General features: G+C 35.4%; 23 protein-coding genes. 18 read left to right on the top strand and 5 right to left on the bottom strand.

Annotated features, from left to right (window positions below; all coding sequences use genetic code 11):
- Positions 1-230 precede the first annotated feature (230 nt).
- From U8526_RS08425 to U8526_RS08335, 18 genes are all read left to right on the top strand, one after another.
- Entirely contained in the window at positions 231-1190 is a 960-nt protein-coding gene (locus tag U8526_RS08425) for an ABC transporter substrate-binding protein (RefSeq protein WP_334341506.1), read from the top strand.
- A gap of 91 nt (positions 1191-1281) precedes the next feature.
- Positions 1282-2301 carry an acyltransferase gene (locus U8526_RS08420; protein ID WP_334341505.1) on the top strand — a complete coding sequence of 340 codons (1020 nt, stop codon included), beginning with the start codon at positions 1282-1284 and terminating at the stop codon, positions 2299-2301.
- A gap of 651 nt (positions 2302-2952) precedes the next feature.
- On the top strand, positions 2953-3192 hold the full coding sequence (locus U8526_RS08415; RefSeq protein ID WP_334341504.1) for a hypothetical protein: 240 nt from the start codon (positions 2953-2955) through the stop codon (positions 3190-3192).
- A gap of 120 nt (positions 3193-3312) precedes the next feature.
- Positions 3313-5043: a glucosaminidase domain-containing protein gene (locus U8526_RS08410; RefSeq protein ID WP_334341503.1), complete on the top strand. Its 1731-nt coding sequence runs from the start codon at positions 3313-3315 to the stop codon at positions 5041-5043.
- A gap of 153 nt (positions 5044-5196) precedes the next feature.
- The gene (locus tag U8526_RS08405) at positions 5197-5946 is read left to right on the top strand and encodes a hypothetical protein (RefSeq protein WP_334341502.1); all 750 of its coding nucleotides are present in this window, start codon (positions 5197-5199) and stop codon (positions 5944-5946) included.
- Between the two features lie 161 nt (positions 5947-6107).
- Positions 6108-6596, top strand: a complete 489-nt coding sequence (locus tag U8526_RS08400) for a sigma-70 family RNA polymerase sigma factor (RefSeq protein WP_334341501.1) — start codon at positions 6108-6110, stop codon at positions 6594-6596.
- A 105-nt stretch (positions 6597-6701) separates the two neighbouring features.
- Positions 6702-7682, top strand: coding sequence for a peptidoglycan recognition protein family protein (locus tag U8526_RS08395; RefSeq protein WP_334341500.1), 981 nt, complete (start codon positions 6702-6704; stop codon positions 7680-7682).
- A gap of 146 nt (positions 7683-7828) precedes the next feature.
- A complete protein-coding gene (locus U8526_RS08390) occupies positions 7829-9253 on the top strand; it encodes a hypothetical protein (RefSeq protein WP_334341499.1) in 1425 nt (474 codons plus the stop codon).
- 16 nt (positions 9254-9269) lie between these two features.
- Complete coding sequence (locus tag U8526_RS08385; RefSeq protein WP_334341498.1) at positions 9270-10070, top strand: YdcF family protein; 801 nt, start codon at positions 9270-9272, stop codon at positions 10068-10070.
- Positions 10071-10080: 10 nt separating this feature from the next.
- Complete coding sequence (locus tag U8526_RS08380) at positions 10081-11133, top strand: AI-2E family transporter (protein ID WP_334341497.1); 1053 nt, start codon at positions 10081-10083, stop codon at positions 11131-11133.
- 67 nt (positions 11134-11200) lie between these two features.
- Positions 11201-12631 carry a hypothetical protein gene (locus tag U8526_RS08375; RefSeq protein ID WP_334341496.1) on the top strand — a complete coding sequence of 477 codons (1431 nt, stop codon included), beginning with the start codon at positions 11201-11203 and terminating at the stop codon, positions 12629-12631.
- Between the two features lie 141 nt (positions 12632-12772).
- Complete coding sequence (locus U8526_RS08370) at positions 12773-13462, top strand: 2,3-diphosphoglycerate-dependent phosphoglycerate mutase (protein WP_056953412.1); 690 nt, start codon at positions 12773-12775, stop codon at positions 13460-13462.
- 118 nt (positions 13463-13580) lie between these two features.
- Positions 13581-14831 (top strand): AbiH family protein, encoded by a 1251-nt coding sequence (locus U8526_RS08365; RefSeq protein WP_334341495.1) that lies wholly within the window; start codon positions 13581-13583, stop codon positions 14829-14831.
- 599 nt (positions 14832-15430) lie between these two features.
- A complete protein-coding gene (locus tag U8526_RS08355) occupies positions 15431-15685 on the top strand; it encodes a hypothetical protein (RefSeq protein WP_334341494.1) in 255 nt (84 codons plus the stop codon).
- 13 nt (positions 15686-15698) lie between these two features.
- Positions 15699-16403 carry a zinc ribbon domain-containing protein gene (locus U8526_RS08350; RefSeq protein WP_334341493.1) on the top strand — a complete coding sequence of 235 codons (705 nt, stop codon included), beginning with the start codon at positions 15699-15701 and terminating at the stop codon, positions 16401-16403.
- Entirely contained in the window at positions 16396-17445 is a 1050-nt protein-coding gene (locus U8526_RS08345; RefSeq protein ID WP_334341492.1) for a hypothetical protein, read from the top strand. Before U8526_RS08350 ends, U8526_RS08345 begins: the two co-directional genes overlap by 8 nt.
- 113 nt (positions 17446-17558) lie before the next feature.
- Positions 17559-19199: a hypothetical protein gene (locus U8526_RS08340; RefSeq protein ID WP_334341491.1), complete on the top strand. Its 1641-nt coding sequence runs from the start codon at positions 17559-17561 to the stop codon at positions 19197-19199.
- 1 nt (position 19200) lies between these two features.
- Positions 19201-20064, top strand: a complete 864-nt coding sequence (locus U8526_RS08335; protein WP_334341490.1) for a hypothetical protein — start codon at positions 19201-19203, stop codon at positions 20062-20064.
- 93 nt (positions 20065-20157) lie between these two features.
- Here U8526_RS08335 and U8526_RS08330 read toward each other — a convergent pair whose 3' ends face one another.
- The 5 genes from U8526_RS08330 to U8526_RS08310 all read right to left on the bottom strand — a co-directional run bounded on the left by U8526_RS08330 (position 20158) and on the right by U8526_RS08310 (position 24815).
- Positions 20158-21558 carry a 6-phospho-beta-glucosidase gene (locus U8526_RS08330; RefSeq protein WP_334341489.1) on the bottom strand — a complete coding sequence of 467 codons (1401 nt, stop codon included), beginning with the start codon at positions 21556-21558 and terminating at the stop codon, positions 20158-20160.
- A 236-nt stretch (positions 21559-21794) separates the two neighbouring features.
- Positions 21795-22166: a 6-carboxytetrahydropterin synthase gene (locus U8526_RS08325; protein ID WP_334341488.1), complete on the bottom strand. Its 372-nt coding sequence runs from the start codon at positions 22164-22166 to the stop codon at positions 21795-21797.
- Complete coding sequence (locus U8526_RS08320; RefSeq protein WP_334341487.1) at positions 22166-23494, bottom strand: TIGR03111 family XrtG-associated glycosyltransferase; 1329 nt, start codon at positions 23492-23494, stop codon at positions 22166-22168. Before U8526_RS08320 ends, U8526_RS08325 begins: the two co-directional genes overlap by 1 nt.
- On the bottom strand, positions 23491-24096 hold the full coding sequence (xrtG, locus tag U8526_RS08315) for an exosortase family protein XrtG (protein WP_334341486.1): 606 nt from the start codon (positions 24094-24096) through the stop codon (positions 23491-23493). Before xrtG ends, U8526_RS08320 begins: the two co-directional genes overlap by 4 nt.
- Entirely contained in the window at positions 24093-24815 is a 723-nt protein-coding gene (locus U8526_RS08310) for a Firmicu-CTERM sorting domain-containing protein (protein ID WP_334341485.1), read from the bottom strand. Before U8526_RS08310 ends, xrtG begins: the two co-directional genes overlap by 4 nt.
- Positions 24816-24861 lie beyond the last annotated feature (46 nt).

Genomic DNA, 24861 nt, shown 5'->3' with positions numbered 1-24861 from the left:
ATGATTGTAAGAAAAGATACTTTAAAATTTATTTAAAATAGGCATTGTTAATAATTGCGTCCACCACGTTCCAGCGGTCCACAAATATTTCTCTACCGACGGCATCCAGCACCACACTCCCAGCACCAACCAAAATATAAAGATTTGTTCAATTAAGCACAGTTATGGTAGAAAAAACAACTCCCTTTACGTTATGATGAAACTTGAATAATGAAAAGGGAGTTTTTATATTGAAGAGCTTAAAGAAAATAAGTATCTTTTTAGTAGCTTGTCTTTTAATGCTTAGTTCATTCTCATTTGTCGGAGTGAAGAGTGTTCAAGCTGCTGATACAGATCAAGTACAATATACAGTTGGAACAACTAAAAATATTTCTTCCGCTATTGCCGCAATGGGTAAGAATCGAAATGCTTATACCAACAACAATTTGAATGCTGATGTTAAAGCTTATGATTCTACTAAAGAATTAAACAGTGCTATTAGCGATGGAACGGTTAACGCAGCTGTAACTGATTTAGTAAATTATGCTGCCATTTCTAAGCAACATTCTAACTGGAAGATTGCTGGTACAATGCCTGGTTATTATGGCTTGGTTGCCAACAAGAAGTACAAGAGTGTTAAGAAGTTAAAGGGTAAGACAATCGCAGTTGATAAGGCTGATTACTCAAAATATTACTTAAAGAATGTTTTGAAGAAGAGCAAGCTCAAGTTGTCTAGTGTTAAATTAAAGCAAATCGATTCTGAAAAGGATCGTGTTAGTGCTTTAAAGAGTGGCGACGTTGATGCTGCTGTATTGCAAGATCCTTCAATTAGTGAAGCCAAAGTTAACGGTGATAAAGTCTTGAAGAGGGATAAGACTAAAACTGATAATGGTAATGTTTTGATTGTTAATAATGACTACGCTAAGAAAAATGAATCCAACACAAATATCTTAGTTAATGTTATCAAACAAGAAATCAAGTCTATTAACAAGACTGGTGGCTACATGACAGCCAATAATTCTTTCTCCGATTACGGAGTTAGTGGAAAAGCTGTTCAAAAGTTAAATGACACTAGTGTTAAGTTTAAGACAGTTCATAAAGTTAAGAAATCTGATTTTAACAAAGCCTTTAAGTATGCTAAGCAACAAAAATTGTACAAAGGTAAAATTAGTTATAAGAAAGCTAATATGAAGATCAGACAAGTTAAATAACAAAAAGTTCATCGAGATGATGAACTTTTTTTCTTGCCTAAATATTAATGGTAAAATATTCTTATTATTTAATTGATTTGAGGAAAATATCTTGCAGAAAAAAAGATTGATCTATGTCGACACGATTAGAGTCTTTGCAATGTTGTTAGTCGTTTTAGCCCATTCCTGCGCTACGGATTTAGCCAATCGTCAACCAACAATGAAGTGGGGCGTTATAAATTCTATCGTCATAGTAACAGAAATCGCCGTGCCACTCTTTTTCATGATCAGTGGAGCCATGGTTTTGAATAGTCAAAAGACTTATGATTTAAAGTACTTATTCAAGCACCGCCTAGTCAGAGTAGTAGTGCCATTCTTAGTTTGGTCAGTCGTCTCAGCTTATTTAGCGAGAGCAATGTCGGGTCCCGTTGATATGAGAGATTTCACGAATACTTTGTTATTGATGTATCACAAACCAGTTCTAGTAGCATATTGGTTCATGTATCCATTGATAGCCTTGTATCTCTTGTCACCATTCTTGAAAGCCATTGCCGATAAAATTGACGATAAGATGTTAATGTATCTGTTGATCCTTTGGGTCATAATTGATATCGTCTTGCCAACATTAACAACAACGACACCAAAGAATATCGGAGTATACTTCAATTCCTTTGATTTAGGACGAGTCGTTGTTTCCAAAGATGTCGGCTATTTCTTTATCGGATATCGCATCTCTAAGATTGAAAAACATTCGTTGAAACTGAATATGAATATCCTAGGACCAATAGTTTTATTAGCCATCAACATTTTAATCAGTTTTATCATTTTAAATCCAAGTTTCCAATGGTTAAATGCGCTTGCCAACGTGAATACACCAATCATCGCGGCCTTAGTCTTCATGCTCTTCAAACGCTTTGAACCTAATTATGGTAAAGGCTTTGCCAGAGTAATCGAACTAATAGCACCGTTGACCTATGGAGTATATTTAGTCCACGGGTTATCAATTCAAGCAGTGACAAAGTATTACGTAAACGCTAATTTCTTATACGTCTTTGTTTTAGCAACAGTCATATCATTGCTAGTAATCTTGATTTTAAGCAAGATACCAGTTGTTAAGAGACTATTCACATAACCATACTTCTATATGTAAGTTGGCGTAGGATGCCGTCGTCCGCAAAATCTTCTGTGGACCGCAGGAACGTGGTGGACACGACTTGAAGCCAATTGAAAACCGCAATTGTCTCCAAGTTCGGTCTTTGACTAAACGATAAATCGTTAAGTCAAATTTCACCACTGAGGGTCCACAGAAGATTTTGCTACCGACTAGAAAACTTATTTTATGCTTTATCTCAAATAATTCAGAAGAATTAAAAAGCAGTATCTATTTAGAATTTAGTACTCACTAGAAAAGCTAGGGAGTGTGAACTCTGAATAGATATTGCTATTTTTATTTTGGATTTAGATTTTACAGTAATTAAGCAAAAAAGTAGGATTTAGTCCGGAGCAACAAGAAAATTGGCTCAGCCATGAGATTTACCTTAGCGATTTATCGCTTAGGTAAAGGCCGAGCTTGAAGATCCATGATTTTGCGCGAAGTGCAAAATTATTAGCTTCTAGTCGGACCATGGCGTTCCAGCCAAATTTTCTTGTTGTGGAGGACGGCATATTTCTGTTCTAACAAAATAGAACTTTGCTATAAAGGTATATTACTAATTATTGCAAGTCATTTTTTCACGCATTAATGTATAATGTAACTAATATTAACTTTAAAGGTGGTATTGCAATGCTTGAACAAGTACAAGGAATCGTTAAAGTAACTCAAGACGATCGCTATGTTGTTTTCCTATTTGATAATTATGAGGTTAACCGTAAAATGCTCCAAGATAAATACGTTAAAGGCCAAACTGCTTGGTATACAGATGCCAAGGGTACAGGTGAAGATGGCAAATCCTTCTACCGTATCGCTGAAGATGGCGAATGGATCGAAGCAGAATACGTTGAGTTCATTCCTACCGAAGATTAGTGATTTTAAATCATTAAAAAAGTTTAAAAATATCCAAATTTCTTAAGGTTTTATTGTCGAATTCCAAATTAAATAGTAGTCTAAGCAATAGATATACAAGAATTTGGGAGGAGACAAATTATGAATAAAAAATGGGTTGCCTCGACGGCGTTAGCAAGCTTTTTAGCCGCTGTTGGTATTTCTTCTAATGCTTCTCCAGTTAAGGCAGCTGTTTCTGATGACAATGGTGATCAAACTGATGACCAAAATCAACAAACTTCTGAGACAAAGGATTCTACTGTTGCCAGTGTAATGGACAAGAGTGGTGCACCTATCAATGAAGATTCAGCTGACGCAATTGAAGCTAATCAAAAGGCTGGTAATAGCAGTGTATTACCAGCTAATGCAGTTAGAGCTTTGACTCAGGCTGGAACAACTAAAGGGGCTTCGACGGCTCAACAACAGGCTTATTTGGCTAAAGTTGCTCCGCAGGCTCAACAAGTTGCTTCGAAGTATAATCTATATGCTTCAGTGATGATTGCGCAATCTATTTTGGAAAGTACTTGGGGTACTTCGACGTTATCTAGTCAATATAATAACTATTTTGGAATGAAAGGTAGTTATCAAGGTGCATACGTCTCAATGCCAACGAAAGAGTGGAGTGCTGATAAGGGTTACTACACTATCTATGATAACTTTAGAAGATATCCTAGTGTTTACGCATCTTTTGCCGATAATGGTGACAAGTTGCGTAATGGTATTCAAGGAAACAGTGCCTTTTACAAGGGAACTTGGAGAGAGAATACTACTTCTTATAAGGATGCTACAGCTTGGCTACAAGGACGTTATGCCACTGCACCAACTTATGCATCTGTACTAAATAATATAATTGAGAGCTCTAATTTGACACAATATGATGGAAAAGCCAGTACAAGTGGTACTGGTAATGAAAACGCAATTGAGGGTAAACAAACAAGTTTAACTGATGTTGTAACAATAACTAATAAAAATTCAGCACACGTTTATCTAAATGCTGATCCTAATAAAATAGCTGCTAACCGTACTTTAGATAATGGAACCAGCTGGGCAACTACGTCTAAAGTTGTTAAAGCCGATGGAACGGTCTTTTATCAAGTTTCTAAAACTGAATATGTTAAAGCATCTGATGTTCAGCTAGAATCTGAAAAAACTAATCCACCAGTTAATATTGCTGATACAGCAATTATTATTAACAATAGTGGTTCTGTAGTTTATCGCCTACCTAATTTGAAGACGGCTACAAACCGAGTATTGCCTTATCAATCTTCATGGATCACGACTAAGTATGTCATGGATAATTCTGGCAATAAATTCTACTTTGTAGGTAATGATTGCTATATTAAAGCAACTGATGTCTCATTGAAGTCAACACAATCTGGTGGCGATTATACCAAAGATAAAGTGGTTGCTTATCCTGATATCATTAACATTACGGCCAATCCAGGTGCTAAAGTTTACGATGATAAGCACAATCTTTTAGCTGTCAGTCTTTCTAATAGAACTAATTGGAAGATTGATCAAAAGTCGACTCATGCTGATGGCTCGATCTGGTATCGTGTGGCTACAAACCAATGGGTCAGTGCTAATGACGTTGAAGTTAAAGGATCTAATTATGTAACTAGTGTTACTGGTATGGCTAAAATTAACTATATTCCAGGATATGGAGTTAACGTTTATAATAGCCCCGCAGCTAACAATAAATTTACAGGAACTCGTCTAGCTGATGGTACGACTTGGCGTGTAACCTCTAAACAAATTGTTGATGGTCAAACTTGGTATAAAGTAAATGCCGGTTGGGTCAACGGAAAATATTGTATTTTTAATGCAGATTAGGAGAGGACCTTTGGGTCTTCTTTTTTTTTGCGTAATTTACGAATTTTTTTGAAAAGTTGCATTTTTTTGTATCTTCAAAACGTATGTTCTTGTTATATTGATACCATACTCACAATGGTGAGTTAATTAAAGAAAAGAGGAGAAATAAGATATATGAAGCAATTGAATTTGACATGTATGTCAAAAATTATTTCTAAATACAGTGTTGATTCACTTAATATTTTTAAGGACTTTAAAGTTGATTATAAAATTGAAGCTTTGTTAGATATTTCGAATACCTCTTCCTCAGGCAATACAATTATCATTCATTCTAAATTAGGAGCGTTTATTGATGAACGTACAACTAAACAGATCATGAACGAAATGTACACCATCAACGGAGTCGGCTTTGCCATGACTAAGTTTTTGGTCAATTTCTATGGGATAACTCATTACACGCCCTTTGTTTATGGGAAATATGCTTATATGCCAATGACTGGCGCTAGTCGCAAGAACGCTGACTGGATTGCCATTGATGCTCTTGAATGTTACGAACAGATTGAAAAAACAGCTTACTTTATTACTAAAAGTGAGCATAAGATTCAAATGGATTTTCCAAGGGGAAATCTAGAAAGACGCTTTCACAAAATTTGTTTTTTGGTTAAGTGTTCAATAACAATTTTGGAAAAAATAATTAATGTCGGCGGATGCTGCTTGGAGTATACCTGCAATCATTTATTTGCAACGTACGATCGTTGTCGTTGTGATCTACATTCGAGGATTAGTCTCTTGAATAATTTGCCGACGCTTTACTTTAATATTATTGAATTCATTTTGCTCAATGAAGGAATTGACGAACTGGGGCAAAGTGAAACTAAGAAGTTTTATCATCAAAATTTAGTACGTATAAAGAAATTATATTAGTCGCTGAAACGACGATAGGATGCCCATTTGTAGGTATCCTATTTTTATTTATCTGGAAAGAGCCTTATTTTTAGAACATTTTGGCAACTAAAAGTTTGATGTGAAATTGGTTATTCTGGGTCTACCACAAGCGCTTGTGAGTAAATTAGGAGATACTCACAATGAATCTAGAACAAGGATTTCAACATGCATTAGCCAATCAACAATTAATTCATGGAGCTTTGAAACGGGTACATATTTATGTGACTCGCTGTGATTATGAAGACTATTTTCAAGAGGCAATGATTATTTATGCACAGACTTATGTGAATTATTGCCAAAGAAAGCAAGATCTGAGTAAATTCAGACCGTATGTATTCCAAAAATTAGTTTGGCGATTAACGGATATGTTGCGACAGGAGAAACAATATTTTGATTTTCACAGTTTAGAGGAATTTGATTTCCAACGAGTTCCAGAAGAAGAAATGACCAAAATTGACTTCATTGATTGGCAAAAATTATCCCAGTTAGAAAAAGAAATATTTCAAGAACATTTCATGGAGGGGATTTCATTAGCGGTGATCGCTAGACGGCATCAACAGACCCCACGTAACCTTAGGTACCAACGAAATAGGCTTTTGGACAAATTAAGAGAAATGCAACAAAAATGAACTTTACTATCTGTTTACATATTTGTTACTTTTCTCAAAAATGCTTTGAAAATTGTTATAATTTATGAGTTAAGGAAATTAACATTGGGAAGGGAAATATATATTATGGTCTCAAAGAAATTAATTACGAGTTTAGCTACTTCAGCTGCACTTGCAAGCGTCGGGTTTGCAACTGTTGGACAAGTGGTTCCACAACTAGGTTCACAAGTTCAAACAACACAAGCTGCAACTTCAGCAATCAACAATTACATCAATAATAACAATATACAACCAGTTTCAATCCAATATCGTGCCGGTACATTTAATAAGATGTTCGGTTATGAGAACGGTGTTGGTAAGCCCGAGGGAGTCGTTATCCACGAAACTGCAACACCTGGTGCTTCAGCTGAAAATGAAGTTTCATACTTCAGTTGGTCATGGAAGACAACACAGACTTACGTTCACGCTTTTGTCGATGATAAAGAAATTATAAATATTCACAGTGCTGATTATGGTGTCTGGGGAGCAGGTCAAACTGCTAACAGTAAATACATCCAAGTAGAGTTATGTCGTGTAAATACAACTGATCAATTTGCTAGATCAGTCGCTAACCAAGCTTATTACGCAGCCTTTAGATTAGTTCAATACGGATTGCCATTTACACCTGGTAAGACAGTTCTATCACATAACGACGTTTCAAGAATGTATAGAGAAACAACTCATACTGATCCAGTTGGTTACTTCGCACAATGGGGTTACAGTATGGATCAATTCTACGATCTAGTTGGTAAGTACTATAACCAATTGAAGGGTAGCAGTACTAATAACAATAACAACAATAATAACAACGCTAATACTAATAACGGTAACAATACTTCCAAAGGTATTATCAGAGTTAAAGATGGTTCAAAGCCTTATGTTGTTTTGTACTCTCTAGACAGCACTAACAATACTATGTCTAGAATTACTAACCGTGCTTTAGGTACAGGTACTGATTGGCAAACTGATCAAACTAAAGATATCAACGGTGTTAAGTATTACCGTGTTGCTACAAACGAATGGGTTCCTGAAAATACTGTAGGACAAGTTATCAAAGCTCTAGCATAATTTCGATATAAAATGAAATATTCTTTGATAAGAAATTATTACAAAAGACACGCTGAAAAGCGGGTCTTTTTTTGCTATCATTATTCAATAATAGGGTAAGTCTGGAAGTTGTATAATTGTCTTCAGAAAGGCATTGTGTGAACAATATGGTTAAAAAGTTCTTAGCGGTAATTGGGGTTCTTTGTTTATTTCTAGTGGTCTTGGGATGCAAGCCAAAAGAAACTGATGAAGTGGTTTCTAGCAATAAGACATGGTATTTGTATCAGGACCAGGGAGAAAACGATACTATCTCAATTAAATTTTTAAAAGGCCAACGAGCAGAAATTAAAGACGTTTCGACTATTAATGGGAAAGTCGGAATCAGTCGATTTGATAATCAATTTAACAATCCAAAATATACGTTAGATCGTGATGGGAGAACGATTACGTTTAAAACGGCTAATAAGGATTTGGTTTTAAAAATTGAAAAAAATTATCACGAAAATGTTTATGGTAAGCATATGAAAGGGTACTCTGTCACTTCAGGTGGGGAGACCTATAAATTTGCTTACATAACCAAAATAGATAAGCCGTCAGCTACAAGCAATAACAAAAAAGCTCAATCTCAAAGTATTTCAGCTGAGCAGATGCCAGATCACGTTATTAATGTAAACAGTAATACAAAGCCATTAACGGCTAACAATAAGATGATCGGTAATTATAATTTCAAAACGATCATTGATTATCGTCGAACTGATGGTAATTTAACTATTAATCAGAATGGAACTTATCAATTAACGTTAACAGAGCATTCGGCTCAAAAGCTGAGCGACGATATTGATAGCAAAGTTGTCATGGAGACATCGATTGAGAGTGGGCAGGTTCAGAGTTTATATGGTAAGTACTATTTAACGCCGAAGAATCTCTTAACAATTAACTACTATTATCATGGACAGAACACGGATCGACTTTTGCCCAAGAGTGTTAATTTAAAAGTTAATTCGAAGGCAACTGGCAATCAAATTAAGCGTGCCAATATCAGAATTGAAACTGATTCTGACCAATTGTATTTGTATTCTGGTGACTATACAGTTCGAATGCAAGATGGTCAGGCTAATAAAAATGCTAACTTGCTAACTAAATCAGATACAGCACAGACTGATTTGAAAGCTGCAATTACGCAGACAAAAGATTATTATGATAAATACAAAGAAAATCCGTTATCATCAAATGCTGATTTAATGCAATTAGCGGGGGCAATTTCGGATAATAACGATAAAAAGATTGGTAATTTGGGGGTTAACTTTGGTGGTCAGTACGGAACTAATTTACAGCCATCTGACTATCAGGGAATCAGTGTCAATGGTAGTAAGCAACCGTTGATGCAATATATGTTCTTAGTATCACCTTCGGCTTATTCTCAAAATGGACCAGCCGTTACAACGACTAAGGGTAAATTTTTAGTTTATGGTTCATTGGATAATCGACTATTTCTTTTGAAACAACCAGATAAAGATTCGACAACAGTAACGTGGACTTTGGTTAAGGACTTCTCATTGAAAGTTCCTAAGTTGAAGTTTAGCTTGGATTAAGCCATGGAGGGGAATTATGACTTATTTATTAATGCTTGCGGCGTCAGTGATTGAAATTGTGATTATTTATAAAATTCGATATGTTTACAGCCGTTGGCCGGGATTTGCTATAACGGTATCAATAGCGACCATAACGGCGTTATATTCAATAGCGGCCTTGGCTACAAACAAGTACTTGCGTGCTTATACATTTAATTTTGCAACGATTGATTTGATCTTGCTGATCATCATGCTGTTTTATATGTATCAGATGAAACGAGATTTGCATAAATCATCTGTAGATGATCAACCTGATTTCTTAGTTGTTTTGGGAAACAAATGTATGGGATCACGAGTACCGCCAATTTTAAGTGAGCGTTTGGATAAGGCAATTGAGCTATACAATAGTTTTGAGAGCAAGCCCCGAATCATCGTTAGTGGCTATAAGAGTTCGGAGGCATCGTATGAAACAGAAGCGGAAATGATGCGTAAGTATTTAGTGGATAAGGGAATTCCTGAATCAGTTATCATCAAGGAAGATGAATCAATCAATACCGTTCAGAATTTAGAATATTCAGCAATCAAAATTCATAGCACATGGCAGAAAAAAAATCGTCCAAGGGTTATTATAGTAACGAGTGATTATCATATTCCTAGAACTAAATGGCATGCTAAAAAATTAGGCTTAAAAGTCCAGTTTGCCGCGGCAGGAACAGTTAGAATGTTAAAATGGCCGGCAATGTTTCGTGAATTCACGGCGATTGTCTGGTATCATCGCTACTCATTGTTGACGTTATTAGGAATGGATTTGGTGTTTTCACTAAGTATGTGTATGTAAGGAGTTTTATATGAGTTTGTACGATAAGTTCGTTGATAACAAACGTTTGAGAAGAGTGACGTTACTGGCCTTAGTTATATTGCTGATCTACCTTTTTCGAGGGATGATGAGTTTATTTCTATTAACTTTTACCTTTACCTTCTTATCGGTTCAATTAGTTCGGGCAGTCCAAAGGAAATTTCCACGGGTAAAGCCGATTTGGATCATAGCACCGGTATATTTGATAATTATTGCTTTGCTGGTCTTTGTTATTGCTAATTATGTGCCCCAATTGATCAGTCAAACGGCAAAGATGTTTGCCTCGTTACAGAAGTTTTATGAAAGTAAAGAAGTTCGTTCAAATCCTTATTTGAATGTTATTTATAATTACTTGCAACAAATTAATCTAGATAGTCAAATTAAGGGAGCCATCACGCAGGTAGTTAACTACATTAGTAGTGTTGGTGCAGTTGGTTTCAATATTGTTGTCTCATTCTTGCTGAGTTTCTTCTATGCTAGTCAGGTAGAACAAATGAACTCTTTCGGGAGACAATTTTTGGATAGCAATTACGGTTGGGTATTCTCTGACTTGAAGTATTATGGACAAAAATTTGTCAATACTTTCGGTGTTGTTTTAGAAGCTCAATTGATGATTGCCATTGTCAATACGGCTTTGACGACTATCACGTTGTTGTTCATGCAGATGCCAGGCATTATTGCCTTAGCGGTCATGGTCTTCATCTTGTCCTTGATTCCAGTTGCCGGAGTTATCATCTCAATGATTCCGTTGAGTTTTATCGCTTATACGGTTGGCGGGATCAGATATGTTATTTATATCATTATTATGATCGTTATAATTCATATGATTGAAACGTATTTCTTAAATCCACAATTCATGTCGAGCATGACGCATCTACCAATTTTCTTCACCTTTGTTGTGTTGATCGTATCTGAAGAATTGATCGGTACTTGGGGATTAATCATTGGTATACCAATCTTTGTCTTCTTCCTTGATATTTTAGGAGTGCACTCGATTACGAAGAACTCTAAAAAGAAGAGAATAAAATTAAAGAAAACGTTATAATTAAACTTAAAGAAAATTTGTCATATATAATGAAGATAACTAACCGACGTAGATAGGAGATTAAGGTATGTCATTTTTTGATAGAAAAAAGAAAGACAACGATAATAATTATTCTGATCTAAATAATTCTTCTTATCAAACACCGCAACAACCAGATCAAAATAATTTTGATCCTAGTCAAGGTCAATTCAATAATGACCCAAATATGGGGATGGGGACTCAATTTACACCTAACAATCAAGATTTCAACAACAATAATAATAACTATTACTTTGGACCCCAAGAGCCTCAAAACCAGGCACCTATTCAACCAGGACAACCTGAAAATGAGGACTGGGAGTACACTGAACAAAATCTACAGAATACTTTAGATCAAAGTGCTGATCTCAAATCACAACTTCGTAGTCAATTGTTGGCCGACCGTAGTTACTGCAACCATATTTTAAGAACTGTTGGCAGTGATCAAATTGACGAGCGTCGTCAAGCAACTGACCGAATCAATGATATCAATGATTCATTGAAGGAATGGTTTGGCACAGATGAAATGGCCAACGAGATTTATTTGGATCCTAATGCCAGTTACTTCGTCTTTACTGATGATTTAGCCGCTAACCCAGATAGTGACACCACGGCAATGTGGCAACAGATGACAATGACTTTAGCTGAACGGGGATTATTGGCTAATGCCATTTCGGTTACTTACAACGATCAAATCGACGCTACATGGATGAACTATCAAGATGCTGGATTCGTTGATGGCAATGCCTATCTATTGAACATGTACAATGAATTGCAAGGTCGCAATTTGAATGTTTCAGTGACACCAGCGGAGATACCATTTGATGCTGATTATCGTGTACAACATGTGACTGATAAAGTTGATAAGATTTTGGATGCTAACGACAAATTAGTTATGGAAGTTTCTCGTGATTCTAATCATCAGCTTCAAATCATTCGTCATTACAAAGATGATCAAGTTTTGAGTCGTGATATTTTTGACGTTAACGGCGTCATTTCTGCCACTCAATTTTATGACCACCGTAATGCTAATAAAGTTGTCCGTGAAAACTTCTATCGTCAAGACGGAACGTTAGTCTTAATTAAGAGCTATACAGGCGATGAACCTTATATTCAGCTTTTCAGCGAAGGTAATGTCTTGATCAGTATATTTGATAGTGATGAGGACTTAATCGTCTGGTGGCTTAAGAATCAGGCTTTGAAGCAGGGTGTATCAACAGTCTTTGTTTCAATCGGTTCAGATTTCTACAAGAAACTCTTATCACTTCGCGATAGCAATATCGAGGTTATTCCAATTGTGATGAAACAGAGTGAAAATGCTGATCGAATTTCCAAGTTGATTGATGGTACTGATAAGGTTTCTGCTGTGATTGCTGGAACTGATCAAGTAAATACTTACTTGAATAAGAATGCCAAAAATAAGATGGATATCACAACTTTGAAAGAAATCGAAACACCAATCTATAAAGAACAAGAATAAATTTTCATACAAAAATATTTTTTCATGAGAATGGTGCCAAAAATTAGTCTTTTGGACTAAATTAGGTATCACTCTCTTTTTTTTATCATCAATATCGTGTAAAATGTAGATTGTTAATGAAATGAAAAGAGGATCATATAAATGGCAAAATTAGTTTTCATTCGTCACGGACAAAGTGAATGGAATTTATCAAACCAATTTACTGGTTGGGTTGATGTTGACTTAAGTGAAGAAGGTGTAAAGCAAGCTCAAAACGCTGGTAAACTTCTTAAAGAATCTGGCATCCAATTTGACCAAGCTTATACATCAGTATTGACACGTGCTATCAAGACATTGCACTACGCTCTTGAAGGCTGTGACCAATTATGGATTCCTGAAACAAAGACATGGAGACTTAACGAACGTCACTACGGTGCACTTCAAGGTCTTAACAAAGCTGAAACAGCTGAAAAATACGGTGATGAACAAGTTCATATCTGGAGACGTTCATACGATACATTGCCTCCACTATTGAAAGCTACTGACGAAGGTTCAGCAGCTAACGATCGTCGTTACGCAAACTTGGACCCAAGAATTGTTCCAGGTGGTGAAAACCTTAAAGTTACTTTGGAACGTGTAATTCCATTCTGGGAAGACGAAATTGCTCCTAAGCTATTAGATGGCAAGAACGTAATCATCGCTGCCCATGGTAACTCACTACGTGCTTTGACTAAATACATCGAAAACATCTCTGATGCTGACATCATGGACGTTGAAATGACTACTGGTGAACCAGTTGTTTATGACTTGGATGACAAGTTGAACGTTGTAAGTAAGAAGAAGCTTAACTAATTTTTGATTAGTTGATAATAAAAAATACAATCACACAGTGTGTGGTTGTATTTTTTTGTTCAAATTTGTTACGTATTAGATAATAATAATATTATAAAATTTCCTGAGGGGAGTATAAATGAAACAAATAAATGAGATTAAATCACTAATAATTCTAGGCAACGGTTTTGATTTAAGGTGTGGCCTACCTTCACGATTTTGGAATTTTTTTGAAGAGTTAAATAAAAGTACAGTGAATGAAGATTTTGGGAAGTTACGTACCTTCTTTAAAAGTGATTTTAAACTTCATGGATTCTCGGCATATCCAGGTAATAGAAATCAAAGAATAAATTTAAGTGAATATAATTGGTTTGAAATGCGAAAATATGATTTCCCAGAAGATTCAGAAGAAAAGCCAGAGATGGAAAATGATCAAGAATTTTCTGATTTGTTTTCGTTGGAATTAAGAAAATTAGGATTTTGGACCAGTTATTTTGTTATTTTTTGTTCAAATTCAAAAAACTGGTATAATATCGAAGAATCTATCAGTACTTTCTTCACAGAAGAATCAGATCTATATGGTAAAAAAAATACATATAGATCTGATTCAAAAGAGACAAGATTTTCAGCTATTGATAAGTATATCAAAGGTTTAAAAAAGGTTAGTACAATACAAAGATTTAGTGCCAATGAGGAGACTGATTTACTGACTAGAAAATTAGCACTGTTACTATTAAGTGTATTTGAATATAAACCAGATACTGACTTGAGTGAATTTTTACTTAATCAGTTAAAGATATTTGAAAATTTGTTTGATAGTTATCTAATTAAAAAATCGTCAAGCAATGTTTTTTATAAACCAGAGACAGAAGAGGTATTAGAAAGGTTATCTGATGGTAATTTATATAATTTATTGAATTTTAATTATACGATGGTAAAGTCTGAAAATACAAATATTAGAAGAAATATCCACAGTACGCTTGGTAATAAGCCAATTATTGGAATAGATGCCGACAAGGTATTCGCAGATAATAGGGTTTATAAGTTCACTAAGACTTATAGAATAATGCGCTTGGCAATGAGAACTGATGATTCTGAATTGATTCCACAGTCAATTAATGAAATTATCTTTTATGGTCATTCATTGGCCCAGGCGGACTATTCTTACTTTCAATCAATTTTTGATAAATGTAATATTTATAATAATGATATAAAATTAGTATTTTATTATTCAACATATGATGGTTGTAATGAAGAACAAGCAACAAGAACCATGTTTAATAGGGTCAGCCAATTATTAGATAATTACGGAAAAACAATACCCAATCATGGCAAAAATTTATTGTCAAAAATGTTACTTGAAAATAGAATTAGAATTAAAGAATTATAATTTTTAAGAAGATTTGGTTGGATAAGTTCGTCAATAATTGGACACTATAAAAATGTGGAATAATCTTTGTAAATCGGTAGCGTTAACAGATATAATAATAATTTCACAGTCCATCTGGGAAGATGAAATTGTTCCTAAGCCATTAGATGACAAGAACGTAATGATCGCTGTCCATTGTAATTTACTACGTGCTTTGACTAAATTTTTGATGCCGATATCATGGACGCTGTAAGTAAGAGGCCTAACTAGTTTTTGATTAATTGAATACAAGGTGTTAGATGAGTTAGAAAAGAGAGCGGAATTGAAAACTGTAAAAGAGTGTCATTTCGATTACCTTACCTAAATAGTATTATGAATTGATTAAATAGTTTGTCCTTAAGTATATTGTCGAGACCCACAAACCAAATGGTTTGTGGGTCTTTTTGTTTTGCCAAAAAGCGTCATTCTCATTGTGTTATGCACTAAAAATTACTTGTGTCAGACTGGTGTACCACTTGTGCCACAGGGTAAATGCTTAGTGTGGCGCTTGCTTTCAGTGACAGGTGTAATTTGCTAATTTAATAATTGAAAACAGGTGTTGCGGGGAAGGAGGAAAAGTAATGCGGGCGGACATAAATTATGATGTGCTTCATCCCTCATATAAAGCTCTTTGGGATTTAGTTGGCGAAGATAATATGATGAAAATTTACGACCAATTTCGGGGGACACAATTACAGCTACCGATGAAGCTATACGATCGTGTCGAATTGGAAAAATATTTGAATAAAAATCCCGATGACAAAGACGATATCAGAGAACTCTCTAATACCTATGGCTTCTCGCCTAGGTGGATTAAAAAACATATGGAACAGTAGGAGGATATAGATTATGAAGTTTTGTACAAATTGCGGATATAAAATGAATGACGATGTTAAGTTCTGTCCTAAGTGTGGAACTCCTCAAGGCAGTGTAGTCCAAGATAGCAGTGTATCTGAATCTAGTGATAGCGGAAGATTTCAAGGTGGTTCGGAGTTTGATAAAGGAAGTAATTATTCTCAAAATAATTCAACTGACTTCCAACAACCAAAACAATCTGGTTTTGATGATAAGTTACAACAAAATGATTACAACGGACAACGACAGAACGGCTTTTATAATGATAACCAACGGCAAGGATATCAACAGCAAAAACGTCAAACATATGATGGTGAATTTACAATTGGTCAACCACAACATTTAGATTTTAGTCAAAGTATGGGTTATATCTGGCAAAATAAATTTGATTTTAGTCCAACAGTTCAAGATAATCAAAAATCGATTTTTTGGTGGTCTCAATTAATGGTAGCAATATTGGGAATGGCAGTATACATTATTTTAGGAATACCAGCTTCAGCATTAGGTTCAGGATTCTTAACAATTATTATGTTGTTACTCGAACTAGCACTGTGGTTAATGGAAATACCACCTATCATGAGAAGACTAAACTACCTAGGTCAAAATAAGAATATGGCTTGGCTTTTCTTCGTACCGGTAGCTCAGATTTATATTTGGTATTTAATGTGTATAGATAGGGGACAAGTAAATCATGCCTAAGAAAAGTCATAAACCAGTGATCATAATAGTAATATTAGTAATTATTGTAGCTATAATAGGTGGTTTTTATTACACAATATTTAATTCGAAAAAGAATACCAGCAGTTCAGCTGATACAGGTTTAACACAGGTGATTCAAAATCAAAATGCTGACAAATTTCTAGCGATGTTTGATGGCAACACTACTAAATCCTCAATAAGTAAAATTGGTGCTAAAAGTATTCTTTTGGATTGGAATCAGAATTCTACTGTGGATATTGGTAAAATATCATCCACTTTAAAAAAGGGTCAAAAAATAGCTGGAACGAATAATAATTATCATATTAAATATGAAGAAACTACCAAAATGTTGTTCATCAAGCAAAGCAAACTTACAACGATGACTAGTAAATTGATTGTTCCATCTAAACTAAAAAAAGCGTCAATTAAGGTTGATGGGAAGAGTGTTAGTTATTCGGATTTGACCAAGAATAATCTTTTCCCAGGTGTTTATAACTTTAAAATAAGACTCGATAAGACTGAATCAACTCAAAGAGTCACTATTCTAGGGGATGGTCGTTCGGCAACTTTGCTAGTGCCAAAGAAGCAGATCACAACACCAAAGACTAGTGTAGAGAAGTCGTCTAATAAAGAAGTTGATAATAACAATCAAGATAATAGTGATGTAAACAAAAAAGAATCAACGCCTTCAAATAACGATCCGACATATAAAGATGCGTCACAACTTACTTCGTCAGATCTAGTTGGAACATGGGATGGCGTCGATGGTGAAAATGATCCCGTTGGTGCTTTGCCAGAAAAAATTGTGTTTACGGCAACAACAATTTCGGTTCAACGTGCTCATAGTATTCAAAATAATATGAATATTGGTTCAGCAAATTATTCAGAAAACGATGGATTGATGGTCTTTTATAGTGATGATGATGAGAATATGCCTAACGGGTTTGCGGTTAAGTTGGTTAAACGTCAGTATAACGGACAAGAAAGAGTCATGCTTGAACAAGATGATCAAGGTATGACGGGATGGTATATCCGCCAGTAGCACATCATTTATTGTAACCGTTTACTTTATTGTGGTAATAGCCTTTTAAACAGAAAGATGTTGCTGTATATTTAAGATAAATAAATCACAATACAAAGTTAGGGGGGATTTATTTGGAAGGCACTTTTAATTTTGAAGACGATTTTTATAAAAAGCTTAATACAGAAAAAGCTTATAAAGTAGAAAATCAACAAATGGAAAATTTTTGGGTGGTTTTAAGAGACCAGTTGAAAGATCAAGTAATTCAAAGTTTTGGTATTCAGTCAATACTAGATAGTTTAAATCTTGGTGGACTGTCTCAGTACAAGGAAGGAGGAAATGTAAGTACAATTCATAATGCTCAGGAGGGGGTATTTGTTGATTCGGAACATGAGAAACGTTTTAACAAAGCCTATGATCGGAAGAATTATGAAGGAAGAAAGAGTGACGGTATAGATAATCGATTAAATACTCAACGTAAAAAAAGGTTTCAAAAAGAAGGTGTTATCTATGATGAATATACGGGAAAGGTGCTAAATAAGGATGGATCTACGCATTTGGATCATATTACATCTGCAAAGCATATTCATGATAATGATAAAGCTAGGTTATATATGACTGATGACGAACGCAATGATATGGCCGTTGATAAACATAATATGGCTGCCATTGATGGACGAATGAATCAGTCGAAGGGGGAAATGGATTTACACGAGTGGGAAAATAAAGAAAAGAATGGACAGACTAATGCTGAGAGGTATGGAATAGATAAAAAGAAAACGGCAACTAAGCAAAAAGAATCAGAAAAATTCATTAATAAAACTGTTAATAATGCTGCTGCCAAAGAATTTAATAATGCTGCTAAGAAAAAAGGGATGGAGCAGGCTAAAAGACAGGCTTGTGGCGTCGTTTTGTATATGGCATCTGACATTGTGATAGATGAAGTAAAAACTTATGTTGGAAATTGGAGTAAGTATACTGATGTATCTAGAAAGGTATCTGAACTAAAAAAAACATTTGAACATATAAAACAAAGGTTATGGGAGACTATAAAACAAGTGAAAGTGTGGAGTGGTCAAATTATCAGTGCTGCCTTTACAGGTTTCACAAGTGGAATACTAGGTACATTAGTTACAACCATTGTAAACTCTCTGACTACAACGGTATCCGCTTGGGGGAAAATTCTGCAGAGTGGGTTGAGTACGTTTATCGAAGGATTTAAAACTCTAATCACTAATCCGAGCAAACTTCCTTGGGACAAACTTGTAAAGAGTGTCGTAAAAATGATTGGAATTGGTTTGGGAACCACGGTAGGACTAGTTGTTGGAGAAAGTTTTAATGAAAAACTTTCTAAAATACCAGGATTACCTAAATTTTTAATTGATGCAATTTCAACTGTAATAGGAGCTATGGTATCAGGATTTCTTAGTGCAATAGTTATAGCATCAGTAGATAATTTTGGACAAATTATCAAAAAATTCAAATCTACTTGGGACAATATAATTGGAGATGCAAGAATATCTATTAAACAAGTAGAGACAACATATCACCAAGCTTTACAAAATATTGACGAATCTTATAAAGAGATATTAGAAGACATAGAAAAAGAATATGAGAGAATGGGCGAACTCTCTAAATTGGCGCATGATATGACAATGTTGGCCAGTGATCAACTGTTTGCAAGTGCTAATTATGCTAAAGCCAGTGGAGTAGCAGAGAACAAGATTCTACATAGTAATTCGGAAGTTGAAAAATACTTTTTGGGAGGAAAGTAAAATGTTCAATTCAAAAGAACGTAAAGAGGCAAAGGAAGATCTAGAATCAGCAGTTAATTCTCAAAAGACAACGGCTGATCATCTTAAATACGACGTGGAAGAATTGTATGAAACACGTCAACAATTGAAAAAGCAGATTGAGAATGCTATGACCTATATTAATTCTCTGAAAAATGTACCTGAAGAATTGAATCTAACCATTCAAAAGATTGAACTAAAAATTGATAGATATGAGAATCTTTTAAAACAGGCGGATGTTGAATATTCGAAGGTTAAAAAGCAGGCTGGTGGCACAGCAGCTGCTGGTATAGGAGCAGGAATAGGAGTTGCTACACTTGCACCGACTGCTGCAATGGCAGTGGCAACAACATTTGGTACAGCAGCTACTGGTACTGCAATTTCTGCCTTATCTGGAGCGGCAGCATCTAATGCAGCTCTAGCATGGTTAGGTGGAGGTGCTTTAGCAGCAGGTGGTGCTGGTATGGCCGGTGGAGAGACATTATTAGCTCTTGCTGGACCCGTTGGTTGGGCAATTGGAGGAGCAGCACTAGTAACTGGTGGAGTTTTGGCAAATGGTAAAAATAAGAAGGCTGCCTCTGAAATGCGAGATCAAACTGAAAAAGTGGTAGCAATTAATCGAACACAAGAAGGATTAGATCACGAAGTTAAGAATATGAAAAATCTTTCAGAAGAAGATATCTTGGATATTAAGAGTAGAACACTAGTCGCTAACCAATATCCATTAGATTTCAATGAAATGTCAGAAAGTGAAGTTTCAATGTTAGGGGCCTTAGTGAACAATGTTCACAGTTCAGTCGAACGTTTGAATGCTAGGTTAGGTGAGAATGGACAATTTGCTTCATAATTTGCGGGAGAGTATTTAATTCATAATAATAATGAAAAAGAATAAGCAATTGACTAAAAAAAGACACTGATATATTCAGTGTCTTTTTTTAGTCTAAATTTGACCGATATGTTCATCAATCGTTGCTGCAACTTGATCGTGAACAGTTACGCCATTGGCTTCTAGTTCTTGAATTTTTTCGGCAAACTGTGGCAAGTATCTCTTATTGGCAACCAACATTTCATCTAAGAGATCCTTAGCTTTTTGACCACTAGGAATAAGTGGATTCATGATAAAAGCTTGTAATGCTAAACCATAATCGCCGGTCACTGCGGCCTCATCGATAACTAATTCCATGTTTTTCATCAATTGAATCCAGCCACGTTCAGCTGGTTGGAAGTGACCGAATGTCAGTGGGGTAGCTCCACTGGCTCCAATTTGAGCAGAGACTTCAACAGTATGATCACTTGGCAGATCAGGAACAGCTCCACGATTTAAAGTTGAAACGACCATATGTGTTCTTTTATCAGCGTAAATTGAGGCAATCGATTCACATGCAGCGTCAGAATAGTGTGCGCCACCACGTTCAGCCAGTTGTTTAGGTTTGTAGTCGAGATTTGGATCTTGATAGAGTTCAAACAATTCGTGTTCGATTTTCATAACCTGTTGAGCACGAGTGGCACCTTGATTGAATTCTTCTAAACTGTGATCTAGCATCTCAGTCTGACGATAGTAGTAACGATGATATCCACAAGGAATCATCTTCATTTGATTAAGTTGTTCACGGAAAAATTGAACATCAAAAATATTTTTAGGTAATCCTGCATCCTTGCCATCGTACATTTCATCAATGATATCCATTGTAACTTCTTTACCAGTAGAGTCCCAGACACGATGCCAATGGAAATGGTCGATTCCCGCAAATTTGTAAGTTAAGTCTTTCAACTCTTTACCGATTGTTTGAGGTTCGGTCATCATTGCCATAACTGGAACATTACATAATCCAATTACTTTGTCCCACTTACCGTATTGTTGAATAGCTTCAGTAATCATTCCACTCGGATTAGTGAAATTGATCAACCAAGCGTTAGGGCAGAGTTCTTTCATATCTTTAACGATATCAAGAATTACTGGGACAGTTCGAAAGGCCTTAAAGATACCACCAGCACCGTTTGTTTCCTGACCAAGTAAACCATAACTGCCGGGGATTCTTTCGTCTTTAACACGTGCTTCCAGCAAACCAACTCTAAATTGAGTTGAAACGAAATCGGCATCTTTCAAAGCTTCACGGCGATTCAAAGTCAGATGTATCTCCCAATCGAGACCGGCTGCTTTAACCATTCTTTTGGCCATTTCACCAACGATATTGAGCTTCTTTTCTCCATCGGGAATATCGACCAACCAGATTTCTTTAATAGGTAATTGATCCTTGCGCTTGATGTAGCCTTCAATTAATTCAGGGGTGTAACTAGAGCCTCCACCAATTGTTACCATCTTCAATGCATTGCGTGACATGTGATTACCTCCGTCTGATCATTATTTGATTGTATCGATAGGATAAGTTATGGGATTGGTCCCATGTCAAGTTAAAAATAAATCAACTGTGCAGATGATAATTCATACCACAGTTGATATCCTAAAAGTTGTATTTAATCAAAAATGCCGATTCGATTGCCACTTACAATGGTCATCGAGTCGACATTATTTTGTTTAATCAGTATAAATCTTTCACATCAGTAATTTTGATGTTTTTAATGTCTGGTATCAATACAGTAAGAACGAGTAGGTGATTCGCCGACTTCGATTCTAACTAATTCTGCGTTTAATTTTTCCAGAGCAGGATTCAATTGATTAAATAGCCAAACAGTTACATTTTCAGTTGTTGGATTAACTTTCTTAAAATAAGGCAGTTTATTTAAGAATTTGCCAGAAAAGGTATCAAAAATCTTCTTCATTTCATTTTCAATGTCGTTAAAAACAATCATGTGGTCATCCTTACTGTGAATTTCACAGACAATTTCCCAAGTATGGTTATGTTGCTGACCTTCACCGTCTTTCCAACGCATGGCATGACTAGCGTTGACATAGTATTTGATTTTGTAAGTGTGATAATATTTGTGCATTATTTATTATCCTCATTTCTGTTTCGTTTGAAGTCATTTTTAACAACAGTGGCGACTCTCTTTTTTTCAGTACTGAATGATTCTGAATTCCAACCAACTTGTGTCGTCATACTATTAATAACGCCGATCAATCTGATTATTGAACAAATGAAATTATAAAAAGGAAGAGTTAAGGTTACCCACCACTGTTTGCGATAGAAGGATTTCTCTTCAGGAAATTCTTGTAACAGCTCTAATACACAAATGTAATTTAAAAGTTCAACAAGGATATAAAGTAGGTAAATTATTACGTAGGACATACCCATCATAATGGGTGAGTAGCGGAAAAAGAGTAAAACAACACTGGCACATAACCAGATCATTCGTGGAAATAGAAAAGTATGATCAATTAGTAAACGTTGTACCATGAAATTCTTGAAAAATTCCTTCATCTCTAATTGATTAGCGTATTCGTGGATAACTTCAACTTCTCCGCGTTGCCATCGTTGACGCTGAAGATATAGCTCTGATAAATCTTCTATTGGTTCAATAAAGAAGAAAGCATTGGCACAAAGACCAACCTTTCGTTTCATTCGTTGTCTAATTTGAAAAGTCATGTCGGTGTCTTCACCGATTGTATCGATGTCATATAGGAAAGAACGCATTACAGCTTCTTTTCTAAAAGCAGAAAAGGCTCCAGACATAGTAAAAAGTTGATTATTATCAGATTCGATGACTCTACCAGATAGGAAGGCTTGAGCGTATTCAAAGTATTCGTTATAACGGAGTAGTGAACCATGCTTTTTTAGTAGTTCTTTTTGTGGAAGGATACTTCCAGTTAGGGCGGCAACATCGTAGTCATTTTCAAATCTTAAAACCATGTTCATCAAAGCATTTTTCTCTAGAATGCCATCACTATCAATATTAATAATGTAGGTTCCAATTGCGCCGTAGAGAGCAGCATTTAAAGCCTCAGCTTTACCTTTCTCCGTATGAATTAATCTAAGATTCATATCTGAAAAAGTATTTTGAGCGTGGGCAAAAACTTGAAAACTGTCGTCTGTACTTTGATTATCAGCTAAGATGACTTGGATTAAGTCCTTGGGATAAGTGGAGTCGTGAATTGATTTGATACAGGCAAAGAGTGTATCTTCGGAATTATGGACAGGGATTAGTACAGAAATCATTGGCATCTTCGCTGGCATGGTCATTTTAGGTGGATGAATATTTTGAATCATGATTTTGATACTAGAAATAATCGATGGAATTATTTCGACCAAAATAGGAATCAAAGCCCAAGTTAACCAGAAGCCCATCTTGAAAATTGTTAAATTAAGCCAATAATTCATGATTTAGAACCTCGCTTAAAATGAGACTTGAAATTCTGGTACAAACTGTGGGAAATCTGTGAATAGGTGAAAACATTATAATAGAGAACAATTACTAAAATATAAAAAACAATTCGTCCGATGATTGAATGAGCCAAATAGAATGTTTCAGCACCACCAAAATGAACAATAGTAATGATAAGTGCTAATCTTAAAACATTACTCAAATAAACCCAAATGATGCCGGTAATGCCGAAAAAAGCTTTCTCGTAACGATTGAAAATAGGAAAGAACACTACAATACTAATAAAGGCCATAGTTTCAATAATTCCGGAGCATTCGTAATCGATAGTTAAAGTTAATGGGCTAGTGGGATTGTTGATGCTAATTAATCCATAGTGGTTCATAACAGTACTCATATGTGTCAGATTGCCGAACCATCGGACACCATTGATAACAGAATGAGTGAAAAACCAAACCCAGTAAGGATTACTGAATCCAATGAGAATAAAAAAGAGCCCTGCGGTTCCTACGATGAAAAAGAAAGCGGGAACGTGAGCTCGTTTTAAGACTGAAAGTAAATATAACCAAACTACTATTCCAACAATTAAATAAATACTCATGATTGTCTCCGTTTCTTGAGAATAGGGAGACCGACTACACTGCCTAAAGCAATTACAAAACCGGTACTTGCTAAGAGAACTGGTCCAGTACTACCACCAGATGCTTGAACCGAACCATTCCATAAGTTGGGGTTTTCTATTTTAATATTTTGACCAGCAGTATTTGAAATGTTGTGTAGATCTTTAAACGGAATTTTAGCTTCGAATCGATAACTAGTACCTTTAGTAGGACGAAGAGTACCTTGAACGTAACGATGTTGAGTGATATTTCGACGATTTACGTAGACCAAATCATTCAAAGTTTTATTAGAACCATCTGCACCATAAATACCCAAGGAGACAGCTTTACTTTCATCGACATTCAAATGAACGGTCCTATTGTCATTAAAAGATACATAGAATACTTTTCCACCCACGGTTAAAATATATCCAGATGGCTGAAAGTCAGTGTATCCGTCAACTAATTTAGGTTCCATAGAAATATAGAGATAAATGTTATTGTTGTCAGTTAAAAAGGAAACGTTCTTAATATTATCGTCGTCACCTGAAGCTTTCATGGGATGCTTATCTTTATCAGCCCAGTCATCAAATTTACCATCGATACTAATACCAAGATCTCCGGCTTGATTGTTATCATTAGCCAGAGCTTGAGCATTTGTTATATGAAATGTTAAAAAAGCACAAGCGGTAATAAGAAAAATTAATAATTTAGATTTCATTTTGTTTCCCCCCACAAAGAAGCACTTATGCTATCTATTAATTTAA

The organism is Companilactobacillus sp. HBUAS56275, from assembly GCF_036913655.1.
GTDB lineage: Bacteria > Bacillota > Bacilli > Lactobacillales > Lactobacillaceae > Companilactobacillus > Companilactobacillus pullicola.
The sequence above is the reverse complement of the archived record's forward strand: the minus strand, read 5'-3'. Positions and strand labels throughout refer to the sequence as shown.

Coding starts and splice junctions, on each gene's coding strand:
- U8526_RS08390 (WP_334341499.1), top strand. CDS start 7,829: ATGGTTAAAAAGTTCTTAGCGGTAATTGGGGTTCTTTGTTTATTTCTA.
- U8526_RS08320 (WP_334341487.1), bottom strand. CDS start 23,494: ATGAATTATTGGCTTAATTTAACAATTTTCAAGATGGGCTTCTGGTTA.
- U8526_RS08385 (WP_334341498.1), top strand. CDS start 9,270: ATGACTTATTTATTAATGCTTGCGGCGTCAGTGATTGAAATTGTGATT.
- U8526_RS08370 (WP_056953412.1), top strand. CDS start 12,773: ATGGCAAAATTAGTTTTCATTCGTCACGGACAAAGTGAATGGAATTTA.
- U8526_RS08365 (WP_334341495.1), top strand. CDS start 13,581: ATGAAACAAATAAATGAGATTAAATCACTAATAATTCTAGGCAACGGT.
- xrtG (WP_334341486.1), bottom strand. CDS start 24,096: ATGAGTATTTATTTAATTGTTGGAATAGTAGTTTGGTTATATTTACTT.
- U8526_RS08325 (WP_334341488.1), bottom strand. CDS start 22,166: ATGCACAAATATTATCACACTTACAAAATCAAATACTATGTCAACGCT.
- U8526_RS08380 (WP_334341497.1), top strand. CDS start 10,081: ATGAGTTTGTACGATAAGTTCGTTGATAACAAACGTTTGAGAAGAGTG.
- U8526_RS08405 (WP_334341502.1), top strand. CDS start 5,197: ATGAAGCAATTGAATTTGACATGTATGTCAAAAATTATTTCTAAATAC.
- U8526_RS08345 (WP_334341492.1), top strand. CDS start 16,396: ATGCCTAAGAAAAGTCATAAACCAGTGATCATAATAGTAATATTAGTA.
- U8526_RS08310 (WP_334341485.1), bottom strand. CDS start 24,815: ATGAAATCTAAATTATTAATTTTTCTTATTACCGCTTGTGCTTTTTTA.
- U8526_RS08350 (WP_334341493.1), top strand. CDS start 15,699: ATGAAGTTTTGTACAAATTGCGGATATAAAATGAATGACGATGTTAAG.
- U8526_RS08375 (WP_334341496.1), top strand. CDS start 11,201: ATGTCATTTTTTGATAGAAAAAAGAAAGACAACGATAATAATTATTCT.
- U8526_RS08355 (WP_334341494.1), top strand. CDS start 15,431: ATGCGGGCGGACATAAATTATGATGTGCTTCATCCCTCATATAAAGCT.
- U8526_RS08415 (WP_334341504.1), top strand. CDS start 2,953: ATGCTTGAACAAGTACAAGGAATCGTTAAAGTAACTCAAGACGATCGC.
- U8526_RS08395 (WP_334341500.1), top strand. CDS start 6,702: ATGGTCTCAAAGAAATTAATTACGAGTTTAGCTACTTCAGCTGCACTT.
- U8526_RS08330 (WP_334341489.1), bottom strand. CDS start 21,558: ATGTCACGCAATGCATTGAAGATGGTAACAATTGGTGGAGGCTCTAGT.
- U8526_RS08335 (WP_334341490.1), top strand. CDS start 19,201: ATGTTCAATTCAAAAGAACGTAAAGAGGCAAAGGAAGATCTAGAATCA.
- U8526_RS08410 (WP_334341503.1), top strand. CDS start 3,313: ATGAATAAAAAATGGGTTGCCTCGACGGCGTTAGCAAGCTTTTTAGCC.
- U8526_RS08400 (WP_334341501.1), top strand. CDS start 6,108: ATGAATCTAGAACAAGGATTTCAACATGCATTAGCCAATCAACAATTA.